Annotated in this window: 13 protein-coding genes; all 13 read left to right on the top strand. The window is 32.9% G+C overall.

The annotated features are described in order from the left end of the window. Positions 1 to 235: 235 nt before the first annotated feature. The 13 genes from amaP to spoIVB all read left to right on the top strand — a co-directional run bounded on the left by amaP (position 236) and on the right by spoIVB (position 14,589). The gene (amaP, locus tag EHE19_RS11285; protein WP_137695844.1) at positions 236 to 787 is read left to right on the top strand and encodes an alkaline shock response membrane anchor protein AmaP; all 552 of its coding nucleotides are present in this window, start codon (positions 236 to 238) and stop codon (positions 785 to 787) included. A gap of 21 nt (positions 788 to 808) precedes the next feature. Further along, entirely contained in the window at positions 809 to 1,039 is a 231-nt protein-coding gene (locus tag EHE19_RS11280; protein ID WP_137695845.1) for a DUF2273 domain-containing protein, read from the top strand. Between the two features lie 178 nt (positions 1,040 to 1,217). Further along, entirely contained in the window at positions 1,218 to 1,673 is a 456-nt protein-coding gene (nusB, locus tag EHE19_RS11275) for a transcription antitermination factor NusB (RefSeq protein ID WP_137695846.1), read from the top strand. Positions 1,674 to 2,086: 413 nt separating this feature from the next. Then, positions 2,087 to 3,304, top strand: a complete 1,218-nt coding sequence (gene xseA / locus EHE19_RS11270) for an exodeoxyribonuclease VII large subunit (protein WP_137695847.1) — start codon at positions 2,087 to 2,089, stop codon at positions 3,302 to 3,304. After that, a complete protein-coding gene (gene xseB, locus EHE19_RS11265) occupies positions 3,297 to 3,542 on the top strand; it encodes an exodeoxyribonuclease VII small subunit (protein WP_137695848.1) in 246 nt (81 codons plus the stop codon). The genes xseA and xseB overlap by 8 nt, the downstream gene beginning before the upstream one ends. Continuing rightward, positions 3,539 to 4,423: a polyprenyl synthetase family protein gene (locus tag EHE19_RS11260; protein ID WP_137695849.1), complete on the top strand. Its 885-nt coding sequence runs from the start codon at positions 3,539 to 3,541 to the stop codon at positions 4,421 to 4,423. Before xseB ends, EHE19_RS11260 begins: the two co-directional genes overlap by 4 nt. 1,004 nt (positions 4,424 to 5,427) lie before the next feature. Beyond that, the gene (locus EHE19_RS11255; RefSeq protein ID WP_137695850.1) at positions 5,428 to 6,105 is read left to right on the top strand and encodes an Mg2+ and Co2+ transporter CorB; all 678 of its coding nucleotides are present in this window, start codon (positions 5,428 to 5,430) and stop codon (positions 6,103 to 6,105) included. 14 nt (positions 6,106 to 6,119) lie between these two features. After that, on the top strand, positions 6,120 to 8,003 hold the full coding sequence (dxs, locus tag EHE19_RS11250; protein WP_137695851.1) for a 1-deoxy-D-xylulose-5-phosphate synthase: 1,884 nt from the start codon (positions 6,120 to 6,122) through the stop codon (positions 8,001 to 8,003). Positions 8,004 to 8,006: 3 nt separating this feature from the next. Beyond that, positions 8,007 to 8,825, top strand: coding sequence for a TlyA family RNA methyltransferase (locus EHE19_RS11245; RefSeq protein ID WP_137695852.1), 819 nt, complete (start codon positions 8,007 to 8,009; stop codon positions 8,823 to 8,825). Positions 8,826 to 8,963: 138 nt separating this feature from the next. Continuing rightward, positions 8,964 to 9,821, top strand: a complete 858-nt coding sequence (locus EHE19_RS11240; RefSeq protein ID WP_137695853.1) for an NAD(+)/NADH kinase — start codon at positions 8,964 to 8,966, stop codon at positions 9,819 to 9,821. Positions 9,822 to 9,825: 4 nt separating this feature from the next. Beyond that, positions 9,826 to 10,281 carry an arginine repressor gene (locus tag EHE19_RS11235; protein ID WP_137695854.1) on the top strand — a complete coding sequence of 152 codons (456 nt, stop codon included), beginning with the start codon at positions 9,826 to 9,828 and terminating at the stop codon, positions 10,279 to 10,281. 963 nt (positions 10,282 to 11,244) lie between these two features. After that, positions 11,245 to 12,948 (top strand): DNA repair protein RecN, encoded by a 1,704-nt coding sequence (gene recN / locus EHE19_RS11230; RefSeq protein ID WP_137695855.1) that lies wholly within the window; start codon positions 11,245 to 11,247, stop codon positions 12,946 to 12,948. Positions 12,949 to 13,260: 312 nt separating this feature from the next. Beyond that, positions 13,261 to 14,589, top strand: coding sequence for a SpoIVB peptidase (gene spoIVB, locus EHE19_RS11225; RefSeq protein WP_137695856.1), 1,329 nt, complete (start codon positions 13,261 to 13,263; stop codon positions 14,587 to 14,589). Positions 14,590 to 14,623 lie beyond the last annotated feature (34 nt).

Genomic DNA, 14,623 nt, shown 5'->3' with positions numbered 1-14,623 from the left:
AATGTTACCACTTCTCTATGTGGTGGTATCTATTTGGTATTAAGGCTTTGAGAGTATATTCCGCCTCGTTGAAGCATCGCAGATGTAATGATATTTTTCTATATTACAATTTTAGAAAATTAATTTAAATCTACGTGCTGTAATAGATACTTAAATAGGTAATGTTTGGCTTTTAAATTCAAAAACTAAGGTTGGTAAGCCAATATTTCTTATGTCAATAGAAGAGGTGGAGACTATGAACATAATTTTACGAGTTTTGTTAGCAATATATGCATTTTTTCTGACTATTGCATCTATGTTTGTAATGCTTGTTACTGTAAAGTCTAGCATACTAACAGATACTTATACATACCTATATAATGAAGTACTGAAATATAGAAATCCGTCAATAATTATGTTTATTATTGCTTCAATATTTTTCTGCTTGAGTTTGACTTTTCTTCTTTCAGGATTTAAACCAGAGGGAGATAAAAAGGCAATTATAAAATATAATAAAAATGGTGATATCAGAATTACTCTGAATTCCATTGAAAATATTGCACTTGCAACATCAAGAAAGCTATCAGGCATTCGTGATTCAAAAGCATATGTTACTAAAATAGGGGAATGTGTTAGCATTACTGTGAAAGCCATAGTACTTCCAGATATAAACATACCTTTGTTATCTGAAGATATGCAAATCAAGGTTAAGACTGCGGTTGAGGATTGTACTGGAGTTCAAGTGGATAGTGTAAAAGTACTTATAGAGAGTATTTTTACAGGCTATAAGTCTTCTAGGGTCGAGTAGCATATGGAGGTGTTCAAAATAATGGATAAGCAAAAGGTATATGAAATTTATAGGCTTCATAAAGGAGAAATACTTGGTGCTGCAATTGGTCTTGCTATTGCCGTTATTGTACTGCTGCTTGGCATTATTAAGGCTTTGTTTGTTATTATATGTGTTACTGTTGGATGCTATATAGGTAAAAGATTACATCAAGATAAGGATTACATTAAGAATTTACTGGATAGAATTCTGCCGCCGGGTACATACAGATAAATACCTGAGTTTTTTAATAAGAGAGTAGGGGTTGAACTTTAGATACTGTTGCCAGGCTTTTTAGAAGTAGGTTCTGCGTACATTCTTGTATTGGAGCAAAGTTAGATAAAATAATTTAAGATAAAATAGTTAGATTGGATAAAATAATTTAATTTGAAGATACATAGGAGGAATTTTAATGGGACGTCGTGCATCCAGGGAAACTGCGATGAAATTGTTATATCAAATGGAAATACAAAAAAGTGATAAAAGTGAACAAATTGAAATGGCCCTGGAAGATGGAAACTTTACAGAAAATGATCAAAAGTATATTAGAAGCATTATAGATGGGGTAAATGAAAAGATTAATATTATTGATTCCATCATAGAAAAAAATGCAATGGGATGGAAGATAAACAGATTATCAAAGATAGATTTGTCCATACTTAGAATTGGAATTTATGAAATTCTATACCGTGAGGATATTCCATTCAGCGTTTCTGTAAACGAAGCAGTTGAATTAGCCAAAAAGTATAGTAATGAAGATGCAGGGTCATTTGTAAATGGACTTTTAGGTAAAGTTACAAAAGAAGATGCTAATGCTGAGAGCGCTTTAAAAGACCAATCAGTTAAAGATAATGCTTCATTAAAATAACTCAAAACTTAAGTATATAAGGATTAAGATGTAGAGGGTTACTTTGATTTCTTGCAAAAAGAAAATAATATCTGTTATCAACAGCGCATAGACAATAATTATAAAATAACAGACTATATTTTGGATTTGATTTGTAGGCTTTAAAACATACTAGATGCATAGTAACCATAATAGAGTTAATAAATCGGGTAATGTAAGGTTATATTTGCATTATCTTTTTTATTTTTTTAATTCAAACTCTTTTTAATTCAAACTTCGTACAAAGTACATCAATGAAAGTACATAAAGCGTGTTGTTTTAATAATGGTTTACTGATAAGATAATTGCAAGAAAAACTTGTTATATGAAATTATTTCACTTTTTCACTTTTTATTAAATAAGTTTTTCAACGCCTATTTATAGGAGAATAATTAATGGAAAGAGTTTATTCGGTTTCAGACATAAATAATTACATAAAGCAATTAGTTTCAAATGACGGCATTTTATCGGGATTATCTGTAAGAGGTGAAATTTCGAATTTTAAGCATCATTATACTGGACATATGTATTTTACTATAAAGGATCAAAATAGTGTGTTAAAATGCGTTATGTTTAAATCCCATGCCTCATTGCTAAGATTTGCTCCGCAAAATGGTGAAAAGGTTATTGTTTCAGGTTATATATCTGTTTTTGAAAGAGATGGACAGTATCAGCTCTATGCAAGTGATATGCAGCCTGACGGTGTTGGGGCTCTTCATCTTGCTTATGAGCAGTTAAAAAATAAACTGCAAAAAGAGGGCTTATTTGATGCTGATAAAAAGAAAAAAATTCCCATATTGCCTAAATGTATTGGTGTTGTTACCTCTTCAACCGGTTCAGTTATCAGAGATATTATAAATGTAACCTATAGAAGACATAGCAAAATGAGAATTCAGTTATATCCTGTTGCAGTACAGGGAGCGCAAGCTGCAGGCCAAATTGCTGCTGCAATAACAAAGCTAAATCAATTAAAGCAAGTAGATGTAATAATTGTTGCAAGAGGCGGAGGGTCACTGGAGGAACTCTGGGCATTTAATGAGGAAGTAGTAGCAAGAAGTATTTATGCATCTGATATACCAGTTATATCTGCTGTTGGACATGAAACTGATTTTACAATTTGCGATTTTGTTGCTGATATGAGAGCACCAACGCCATCTGCAGCAGCAGAATTGGCAGTTCCAGATTTAGAGGTGCTGTTATATAAGCTTCAGAATTATAGTATAAGAATGAAGACTTCTCTTGTAAATAAGCTGGAGGCTTGTAGAAATCAGCTTCAAAAGGTTAATTCCAGAAACGTTTTTCGTCAACCATATGATAAAGTTAATCAGCATAGATTAAGATTGGATAATGATTTGAAACATTTGATTAAGAGCAGTGAAATGCTTATTAAAGAGAAAAAATCTCAGTTTGCAATGCTTGCAGGCAAGCTAGATGCACTTAGTCCGTTAAAAGTATTTGAACGGGGTTATAGTGTGGTTAAGAACTCAGAGGGTAATATAGTTAGTCGGGTAGAGCAGGTTAGTATAGGAGATACTCTTGAAGTTTCTTTAAGGGATGGAAAAATAGATTGCAAGGTAGTATCAACAAAACAAGGAGGTAGCTTAAATGGCTAGAAACCTAAAAAAAAATGATGCTGATAAAAGCTTTGAAGATGCAATGCTTGAGTTAGAAAATATAGTTTCAATACTAGAAAAGGGTGATACAACATTAGAAGAATCAATTAAAAATTTTCAGCAGGGAATAGAACTTTCTAGATATTGTGCAGCTAAGCTTGATGAAGCGGAGAAGAAAATTTCAATACTGCTGCATGATGAAGAAGGAAAAATAATAGAAAAGGACTTTGATATATGAATTTTACACAAAAGCAATCAGAATATGTACAAATTATAGAGGATACACTTAACAAAAGTATAAAAATTGATAATCCCTACTATATCAGTTTAAAGGATGCTATGCAATATAGCTTAATGGCTGGCGGCAAGAGACTAAGGCCTGTTCTTGCTCTCGCAGTTGCAGAAATGCTTGGAAAAGATTTAAATGAGGTACTTGCTTTTGCTTGTTCTATTGAAATGATTCACACATATTCTTTAATACATGATGATTTACCAGCTATGGATAATGATGATTACAGACGAGGCAAGCTTACAAATCACAAGGTATATGGGGAGGCAATGGCAATTCTAGCTGGAGATGCACTGTTAAATCTCGCATATGAGAATATGATAGAAGATGCGATAAACTCTAGTAATAGCAGGAAGCTGGAAGCAATGAGGCTTATTGCAAAATATGCCGGAGCACTTGGAATGATCGGAGGTCAAGTAATTGACTTGAGTTCTGAAGGTAAAAGTATTGATGAGGATAGGCTTAAGACTATGCATAGGCTAAAGACAGGAGCGTTGATTAAAGCACCTGTTGAGGCGGCAGCTGTAATTTGTGGTGTTACTGATAATGAACTAAAGTTATTATCCAATTTTGCCACAAATTTAGGATTGGCATTTCAGATTAAGGATGATATATTGGATGTTGAAGGGGATATTGAGAATATGGGCAAGAAACCAGGAAGTGATGCCCTTTGTGAGAAAACCACCTATGTAACTATGTTTGGAATTGAGCAATCTAAGAAGTTATTGGAAACAGTCACAAATGAAGGGATTACTTATCTGGAGCAATTCGGCTCAAAGGCTGAGTTTTTAAGGGATATGGCAAAATCTTTAGTGGAAAGAACAGGTTAAGAATATGGTTTGTATTTTATAATTAATTATGTTATAATATTGTCTCGATGGCACTAATATCGCCATTGTACTAAAAATATAGAGTCAAGCAGTACTCTCTTTTTTAGTATTTGTACTGGTTTTATCAGATGAGAAGATTGGTTATATTTTTTTAGTTAGTTATAGTAATTTTAGTTTTGTGCTGAGTTATTATATCGCCAAGATTAAGATAAAATTTATTTAATGATATTTATTTAGTGTGATTTATTTAAATAAAAAATTCGTTTATAGAAATATAAAATGGTGCAAAAACGAGGCGAGAGATATTCTCACCGATTATAATTCAAGTGGTGATATTTCTTTCTTCGTTATATATAATTTTGAATAAAAACATGGTGGCGCAGTATTCTAGTCAGTACTAATGGCTCTGAAGACGGGCCTAAAAATCCGTTAAAGGGCACATCGATGAAGTTCCTTGTGCCGGCTTGCTACGCCCAGTGGTGGGTTGGTGCTGGGAGTTAAGGCTTAGGGGCGATCCGCAATGGCATGCGGGCGTTGACCCCTTTTCCGTGGAGACCCTGACTTGTGGGTGAAAAGCTAAGCTTTTGCTTACCACCTCATCTACGATAAGGGATTAAACCTGTTATGCGGTATCGAAAGATGCTGTGAACAGAGTAGCCTGCCTTGAGTGAAATTTGGTGGATAGTGGATCGGATGCTTAATGTATTGGCCGATATATGAGCATTATTGCTGCTTGAAACCTTTTTTGCAAAAGAGGCTAGGAGTCATTTTGACTGTTGGGGAAAACCCCTAGACTGTTCTATATGTGGCTTATTGGGGATTAAAGTGTGGACTAAGTGGTAATCAGGCCCCATATTTGGTAACAATATGGAGATGCGTTTAATGGGAAACCTCTGGTTTGGCGACATTCCAGTACTGCATTTGGGAAATCCTGCCTGACCTAAGCCGCAAAATTTACTCAGTAAGCTGCCACCTGTTTTTCTATATAATTTGGAGGATTGGTGTTGGACGATAATTATAAACATCCGGTCGATGAAAAAAAGGTAAAGTTTAAAGCAAATATTGTTGGTTCAAAAAAAGAGACAAGAGTATGGACACTCTTAATTATAGTTGTCACATTTTTTATTTCTATTTTTATGTCTTTCTTCTCTAATAAAACAATTGGCAATGCATCTACAGCAGTTTCTTTTCTTATTGTTTTCATTATAATTATCATAAGTATTTTGTTTGATGTGGTTGGAACTGCTGCTACAGCTGCAGATGAAGCACCCTTTCATTCAATGGCTTCAAGAAAGCTATATGGTGCAAGGCAGGCTATACGATTGATAAGAAATGCAGATAAAGTATCTAACTTTTGTAATGATGTTGTAGGTGATATTTGCGGTGTAGTCAGCGGAGCAGCAGTTGCATTGATTGTTTACAGGTTTTCGGGGAATGCTACTAATTCTCAGAACTCAATATTTGCTCTGTCATTTACTGCATTGGTAGCTTCTTTAACTGTTGGAGGGAAATCTTTAGGAAAGTCTATAGCTCTTTCAAATAGTAATTACATTATATATAAAGTTGCTATAATAACTAATTTTCCATTTGGAAAATTTAAAATATTGAAAAAACTTAATTTTAGGTCAAAGAGAAAGAAACAAAATAAAAAGACTAAGTCCCAAAAGGATAAAGGTAATTAAAGGAGTATAAACAAGTGCGGTATTTGGATAGTATAAACTCTCCTGAAGATATACAAAAACTAAATAATGAGCAGCTAATATGCTTAGCTGAGGAGATAAGAACATTTCTTATTCAAAAGGTTTCAAAAACAGGAGGTCATTTGGCGTCAAATCTTGGAATTGTTGAGTTGACACTTGCCCTTCACAAAAATTTTAATTCTGAATTTGATAAAATTGTCTGGGACGTTGGTCATCAATCATATGTGCATAAGATACTAACAGGACGTAAGGACAAATTTGATACACTTAGAAAGCTTGGAGGACTTGCTGGTTTTCCAAAAACTAGTGAAAGCAAGCATGACTGCTTTAACACAGGACACAGCAGCACGTCTATTTCTGCTGCTCTTGGTATAGCTAGGGCAAGAGATTTAAATAATGAAAAGTATAGTGTTATTGCCGTTATTGGTGACGGAGCTATGACTGGAGGTATGGCATACGAAGCGCTGAATGACGGTGGAAGGCTAAACAGTAATTTTATAGTTATACTAAATGATAATGAAATGTCAATTTCCCAAAATGTTGGAGGTTTGTCAAAATACCTTAGCAGGCTTAGGACAGACCCAGTATATACAAAAGCCAAAGAGGACGTTGATAATTTTCTTGAAAAATTGCCTAAGTTTAGCAAAAAGGCAAGAGCTGCTGCAATAAAGATAAAGGGAACAATAAAATATCTGTTTGCACAAGGAGTGTTTTTTGAACAATTAGGATATAAGTATTATGGACCAGTGGATGGACATAATTTTGAAGAGTTAAATAAGGCATTAGTTGCAGCTAAAAAGATTAAAGGACCTGTTTTGCTTCATGTAAGCACTCAAAAGGGAAAGGGTTATTCTTATGCTGAGGAAAGTCCTGACAGATTTCATGGAATAGCTCCCTTTGAAATAGAAACAGGTGAAACATTAGGAACAAGTGAGCCAGATTTTTCAAAGGTATTTGGCGATACTGTCTGCCAATTAGCAGCTGTCAATGATAAGGTTGTTGCAATTTCGGCTGCTATGGTAAAGGGAACAGGACTCCATAAATTTAGCACAGAATATCCTCAGAGATTTTTTGATGTTGGAATAGCAGAGCAGCATGCAGTTACATCAGCTGCTGGAATGGCGATTAGCGGGATGATACCTGTAGTTGCTATATATTCCTCGTTCTTACAAAGGGCATATGACCAAATAGTACATGATGTTGCGGCTCAAAAGCTTCATGTAGTATTTGCAATAGATAGAGCTGGGATTGTTGGCGAAGATGGTGAAACTCATCAAGGGATTTTTGATATATCCTTTTTGAATCATATACCCAATCTTACAATTATGGCACCTGCCGATTACTATGAATTAAAACATATGCTTGATTTTGCTGTTAATAAGCAATCAGGACCAATTGCAATCAGGTATCCTAGAGGAAGAGGCAAAACTCTTATGACAAATGAAATTCCTATTAAAATGGGAAAAGGTGCCATTGTAAAGGAAGGTAAGGATGTTTGTATCTTAGCTGTTGGGACTATGGTGGCTACGGCTTTGGAAGCGGCTGAAAAACTCGAAAAGAGTGGCATCAGTGCTGAAGTAGTTAGTGTTAGATTTATTAAGCCAATAGATGAAAAATTAATCATTCGTTGTGCCCATAAGTTCAAACAGATAGTTACGCTCGAAGATAATTGCCGGGTTGGTGGCTTTGGAAGCAGAGTATTAGAAGTAATTAATAAAAATGGATTTGCAACCAATTTAAATATTATGGCATTGCCAGAGGAATTTATTCCTCATGGTTCTAGAAATGAATTGCTTAAGAATTTAGGATTAGATTCTGATTCGGTTGCAAATAGTATTTTAGAATATTTCGCTAGGGCTAAAGCGGGTTTTGGAGGATAAACGTTGGAAAAGGAAAGACTTGATGTATTACTTGTTGAAAAAGGTTTGTTTGAAAGCAGAGAAAAGTGCAAAAGTGCCATTATGGCAGGTGTTGTTTGGATTAATGGAGTACGTGAAGACAAGCCGGGAACTAAGGTTTCAGTAGACTGCCAGATTGAGATAAAAGAAAATATAAATCCTTTTGTTAGCAGAGGCGGATTGAAGCTTGCTAAGGCCATAAGCGAATTTAATATAGTTCTTGAAAATAAAGTATGTTTGGATATAGGAGCATCAACAGGCGGATTTACTGATTGTATGCTGAAAAATGGTGCTGCTAAGGTAGTAGCCATTGATGTTGGTTATGGTCAGCTTGCATGGGAACTTAGAAATGATTCACGTGTTATTTGCATGGAGCGGACAAATATAAGATATGTTAAACCAGAGGATATAGGATTCCTTTCTGATTTTGCTTCAATTGATGTATCATTTATTTCATTAACGAAGGTAATGCCTGCTGTGTTAGAATTATTAAATGCTGATGGGGAGATTGTTTGCTTAATTAAACCTCAGTTTGAAGCTGGACGAGAAAAGGTTGGAAAACATGGCGTGGTTAGAGACAGCGCAGTACATAAAGAGGTTATTTTAAACATTGTAAATTTTGTACTTGCCCAGAATTTATATATAAAGGAGCTGTCTTATTCGCCAATTAAAGGTCCTGAAGGAAATATTGAGTATTTACTTTATTTATCAAAGCAAGATCAAGGCAATTCGTGTAATGAAGTTAATGAACTTATAGATAGTGTGGTTACAAGTGCTCATTTGTCACTTGCTGGAAAGATATAATTAAGTATTAATTTAAGTAATATTTCCTAACTTTTGTAATTGTAAATTACAGGAGTAGACTTAGTTACCTGTACTGATTTATATGCGGAAGTTGATTATTACATCGAAATCACTAAATACAGCCTCCTGGAGGGTAAGATGAAAAACATAGGTATTATAACGAATAGAGAAAAAGACATTGGATTAAAATATACAAATCAGTTGATTGAAAGTGTAAAGAGACATGGTGGTCAAGTTATACTTCCAACTCCTAATTCAAGTGGCAAGGAAGGAATTGACGATGAGGTCAATGAAATATGTGCAAGTTGCGATTTGATTATATGCTTAGGTGGAGATGGTACTTTTTTAAAAGCGGCTAGAGCTGCTTATTTATACAATATACCAATGTTAGGCATTAATCTTGGTTCTATGGGATTTTTAACAGATATTGAAAAAGGAGAAATTGATAAAGCTGTAGAAAATATATTTAGTGGAAATTATAAAATTGAAGAAAGAATGATGATTTCTTCAAAAATATATAAGGGTGGAAAGTTGTTTGCTGAAGATGAAGCAATAAACGATGTTGTAATATCCCGTGGAGGAATACAAAGAATTTTGCATTTGAGTACATTTATTGATGACAACTTCATCGAAATGTTTCCATGCGATGGCATTGTATTAGCAACTCCTACTGGCTCTACAGCATATTCATTATCGGCAGGGGGACCTATTGTTGATCCAACCTCAAACCTTATTATTGTAACGCCTATTTGTCCTCATATACTGTATTCTAGTTCTTTTATTGCAAAAGAAGAGCAGATTATTAAGGTGTGTGTGGCTGATGGTTTTGAACACACAGCACTTGTAAATGTAGATGGACAAAAGCTTTATGAAATATCAGGAGGAGACTATCTTGTAATTGAAAAGACAAACAGTAAAGTTAAAATTTTAAAGATTGATTCGAAAAATTTCTTTACAATAGTTAGAAATAAATTTTACGATAGAAAAGAGGATTGATAATATGAAGTATAACCGTCATGCAAAAATTTTAGAAATAATAGATAATAACGTAATAGAAACTCAAGAAGAACTTGCTGAGAAGTTAAAAGAGCAAGGTATGGAAGTGACTCAAGCTACTGTTTCTAGAGATATAAAGGATCTTAGATTGATTAAGGTTATGTCATCTGATGGCAGATATAAATATGCTACATTAACCCAAACAGAAAATCATATATCAAGCAGATTAACAACTATTCTAACTGAATCGTATGTATCAAGTGATTATGCAAATAATATAGTAGTTGTAAAAACTCTTTCTGGAATGGCGCAGGCAGCAGCTTCTGCAATTGATGCCCTAAAATGGGAGGAAATATTAGGTAGTATTGCAGGCGATGATACATTATTAATTGTTTGCAGAGCTGAAAAAATAGCAGAGGAAATAGTGAATAAATTTAACAAAATGATAAAACAGTCTTAATATAAAATTTTAATTTTGAATTTTTGAGATTTATTATTTTTGATATTTTTTTACTAGGTTTAATTTGTGTTTTATATTTATTAAATGTTTAACACATTCAAGGGTTAATTTATCAAGAAATAGTAAGACTTGTGTTTATATTTATTAGATGCATAATACATTCAAGGGTGCATGTATCAAGAAGCAGTAAGACTTGTGTTTGATATTTATTAGATGTTTAACCCTCCAGGTCTGCTTGCTTTAAGGACCTGGTTCTAGCTAGTGTTTGATATTTATTATATGCATAACAGATTCAAGAGTGCATGTATCGAGAAATAGTAAGACTTGTGTTTGAAATTTATTAGATGCATTGCAGATTCAAGAGTGCATGTATCAAGAAGCAGTAAGACTTGCGTTTGATATTTATTAGATGCATAATACATTCAAGGGTGCATGTATCAAGAAATAGTAAGACTTGTGTTTGAAATTTATTAGATGCATTGCAGATTCAAGAGTGCATGTATCAAGAAGCAGTAAGACTTGTGTTTGATATTTATTAGATGCATAATACATTCAAGGGTGTATGTATCAAGAAGCAGTAAGACTTGTATTTGATATTTATTAGATGTTTAATTCATTCAAGGGTGCATGTATTAAGAAGTAGTAAGACTTGTGTTTTATAATTTATTAAATAAATAACTAAGAGATTAGGTATAACTTGCTTTATTTTCTTTTGAAGTTTATATTTTATAAAAGGTTAACTTCTATCAAAAGGATTAACTTCTATGAAAAAGGTTAACTTATATGAAAGTTTATATTTTATGGAAGTCTTAAATTCCGTAGAAGATTTAGATTTGGAAGTTATAGATTGAAAGTCATAAATATTTAAGTCATACAATTATAGACTTTTATTTAGGCTGCTTATAGAATTGCAGCTGTCTTATTTTACCATTGTTTTATAAAATTTAAGGTAGGTGAATATGAATGCTTTTGCAGCTTGATATTCAAAATATAGCTCTTATTGATAAACTCAGCCTTGAGATAACACCTGGACTTAATGTACTTACAGGTGAGACTGGTGCGGGAAAATCAATTATAATTGACTCTATAAATGCTATTCTAGGTGAAAGAGTTAATAAAGATATAATTAGAAATGGAAAAGACAAGGCAATTATTGAAGCTATATTTGATTACAATAAAAATACATATGTAAGTGATATTTTAGAACAGCTTGGAATTGAAGCTGAAGATGGGAATATTATTATTTCCAGAGAAATTTCTTTATCAGGTAAAAATACTTGCAGAATTAATGGCAGGCTTGTTAATGTATCTACTCTTAAGCAGGTAGGAGAACTGCTAATAGATATACATGGACAACACGACAACCAATCCCTTCTAAAAACTGAGACTCATATAGAACTTTTAGATGCCTTTGGCGGTGCTGCTCTTGAAAAGTACAAAGCTGAATATTCTGAACTTTTTGAAGAGTATAAATCAGTAAAGTCAAGAATTCAGGGACTTGTTGGTGACAAAGGTGAAATTGCTCGCAGAATGGACATGCTGAAATTTCAAATTGACGAGATTAAAAATGCCAAACTCAAAAAAGGTGAAGATGAGATTTTAAACAAAAAGAGACAGGTTTTAGTTAATTCTGAAAAAATAATGAGTTCTATTATTATGTCTTATGAACTGTTAAACGAAGATAATAATGGCAAATCTGCTATGTATATTTTAAACAAAATTCTTCAAGAACTTTCAAGCATATGCAAATATGATGAGGGAATAATTCCTATATCAGAAAAATTAGAATCTGTTATTTATCAATTGGAGGATATTTGCGGAGATATTATGGAAAAAAGGGATGGAGCAGAATTTGATCCTGAAGAGTTATCCCGTATTGATGAAAGACTTGATATAATTGCTAGGCTTAAGAGAAAGTATGGATATACAATTGAAGAAATTTTAGAATTTTATGAAAAATCTAAAAGTGAATATCAAGAACTTCTGCAAAGTGAGAGCTTAATAGAAGAATTAAATAAGCAATTAGATGAACTTACCCAAAAGTTGCTTTCTAGTAGTAAACAGCTGCATATAGAGAGGGAAAAGGCTGCACATACTCTTGAAAAAAATATTACAGCAGAGTTAGAAAATTTGGAGATGAAAAATTCCGAATTTAAAGTAAATTTATTATATAAGGAGAATGATACAAATTTTACTAAGAATGGACTAGACTGCGCTGAATTCCTTATTTCCAGCAATATAGGTGAGCCTTTAAAGCCATTGAGTAAAATTGCATCTGGAGGAGAAATGTCAAGAATAATGCTTGCTATAAAGACTATTCTTGCCAATGTTGACTCAATACCAACTTTGATATTTGATGAAATTGATACAGGTATAAGTGGAAAAGCTGCTCAGAAAGTAGGCGAAAGGCTGTCATATATTTCAAAAAATCATCAGGTGTTATGTGTTACCCACTTATCACAGTTAGCTTGTATGGCAGATAATCATTTATTAATTGAAAAAAATTCAAATGGTGAAAATACCTTCACAACAGTAAAAAGTCTCGATTCAAAAGGAAGAATTGAAGAAATTGCCAGAATAATTGGCGGTTCTGACATTACAAATCTTGCAATTAAGCATGCTGAGGAACTTATAAAAGCAGCTAAAATTTTCAAATCAAAAAAATAAAATAATTACTTTCATGTTTTAATTTACTTGAATAATAAAAATCCATAAAGGTTAACTTATGATTAGATAATTCGGTCACGCTTAAAAAAATAAAAAAAGCGTGACTTGTTATTTAGTTGTAATGGTGTTTTATAAGAAGTTTGTTTTTTTAAAAAGCTTGTTTTAATAAGTTTATTTTAACAATCTTATTTTTAAGAAGTTTATTGCAATATGTAAAGGCAAGCAGCATGTTAAATTATTTTTTATTTAGAAACAGCAATATAATAATATTTCATTTATTATATTGTTGTTTCTCATGGGGAGCGTGAAAACATGCACTATTATAAAACCAATAAAAAAAAGCTGTTTGTATTACTATTTGTATGTATTTGTGTAATTACATTTAGTTATGTGCAGGCATTTTCTGTAATACCCAAAAAGATTACACTTTTGGAAGGAGAGGAATATGTTTATAATTTTCAAAGCTTTTATTTTGTAAATATAAAAGCCGATAACAGCGAAGCTTTAAAACTAAATAATAAAGATATAGAAGCAAATGGTAATTATTTAGAATTGCTGTCGCCATTAGCATTTAAAACAGAAAAAAAAGGAACTGTAAATTTAGATTTTAAAGCATTTGGTCTAATTCCTCTTAAAACAATGCAAGTGGATATTATTCCAAGTAAAAAGCTTGTAGCTTGCGGAAACACTGTAGGGGTTAAAATAAAAATGGAAGGCATATTGGTTATAGGAATAAGTGATGTGGATAAAGGCTCAGGTGAAAGAAATGCTCCGGCGAAAGAAGCAGGAATTAGGGTGGGGGATATTATTTATGAAATTAATGGGAAGAAAATATCAGGCATAAATGAACTAATTGAACAAATTGACAGTAGTAATGGAAAAAAACTTGAGGTGGCGTATAAAAGAGGAAATAACATTATGCGTACAATATTAACCCCAACTATAGGTATAAACGATAAAAAATACCATATTGGGTTATGGGTAAGAGATAGTACAGCAGGAATAGGTACAATGACATTCTATGACCCTGAATCGCGCACCTTTGGAGCATTAGGACATGGTATAACAGATATTGATACAGGGCTATTAATGCCTGTAAGAAGCGGAGAAGTTCTTGAATCAAATATAGTTGCTATAAAAAGAGGAGTTCAAGGCACTCCTGGCGAATTAAAAGGTATATTTATGGAGAATAAATTGCCAATGGGTAATATATTTAAAAATGATGAATGCGGAATTTACGGCAAATTATTTAACAATGATTTGAAAATGTTTAAAAATAAGGCTTATCCTATAGGGATTAGAGGTCAAGTAAAGGTTGGAAAGGCAACTATTTTATCAAATATAGAAGGCAATACTATAGAAGAGTTTGATGTATATATTGAAAAGGTTGCACGACAATCCTTCAGCGGACCTAAAGGAATGGTAATTAGGGTTACTGATAAAAGATTATTAGACACAACAGGCGGCATTGTACAGGGGATGTCGGGCAGTCCAATAATTCAAAACGGTAAACTAATTGGAGCGGTAACACATGTTTTGGTTAATGATCCAACTAGAGGCTATGGAATTTTTATTGAATGGATGCTAAAAAATATTGACGGAAATTCTAATAATCATTTGCAAGAGTTGAAAGTTGGTTGAAATTTTAATAAAATAACATTATATTATTACTCTT

The sequence above is a fragment of the Ruminiclostridium herbifermentans genome (assembly GCF_005473905.2).
GTDB lineage: Bacteria > Bacillota > Clostridia > Acetivibrionales > DSM-1351 > Ruminiclostridium > Ruminiclostridium herbifermentans.
Note: the sequence above shows the minus strand (reverse complement) of the source record. Positions and strands in the feature narration are given on the sequence as shown.

Bases quoted from the DNA above. Each gene is read 5' to 3' on its own strand.
- nusB (WP_137695846.1), top strand. From the start codon at position 1,218: ATGGGACGTCGTGCATCCAGGGAAACTGCGATGAAATTGTTATATCAA.
- spoIVB (WP_137695856.1), top strand. From the start codon at position 13,261: ATGCACTATTATAAAACCAATAAAAAAAAGCTGTTTGTATTACTATTT.
- xseA (WP_137695847.1), top strand. From the start codon at position 2,087: ATGGAAAGAGTTTATTCGGTTTCAGACATAAATAATTACATAAAGCAA.
- EHE19_RS11260 (WP_137695849.1), top strand. From the start codon at position 3,539: ATGAATTTTACACAAAAGCAATCAGAATATGTACAAATTATAGAGGAT.
- xseB (WP_137695848.1), top strand. From the start codon at position 3,297: ATGGCTAGAAACCTAAAAAAAAATGATGCTGATAAAAGCTTTGAAGAT.
- amaP (WP_137695844.1), top strand. From the start codon at position 236: ATGAACATAATTTTACGAGTTTTGTTAGCAATATATGCATTTTTTCTG.
- EHE19_RS11240 (WP_137695853.1), top strand. From the start codon at position 8,964: ATGAAAAACATAGGTATTATAACGAATAGAGAAAAAGACATTGGATTA.
- EHE19_RS11280 (WP_137695845.1), top strand. From the start codon at position 809: ATGGATAAGCAAAAGGTATATGAAATTTATAGGCTTCATAAAGGAGAA.
- EHE19_RS11235 (WP_137695854.1), top strand. From the start codon at position 9,826: ATGAAGTATAACCGTCATGCAAAAATTTTAGAAATAATAGATAATAAC.
- recN (WP_137695855.1), top strand. From the start codon at position 11,245: ATGCTTTTGCAGCTTGATATTCAAAATATAGCTCTTATTGATAAACTC.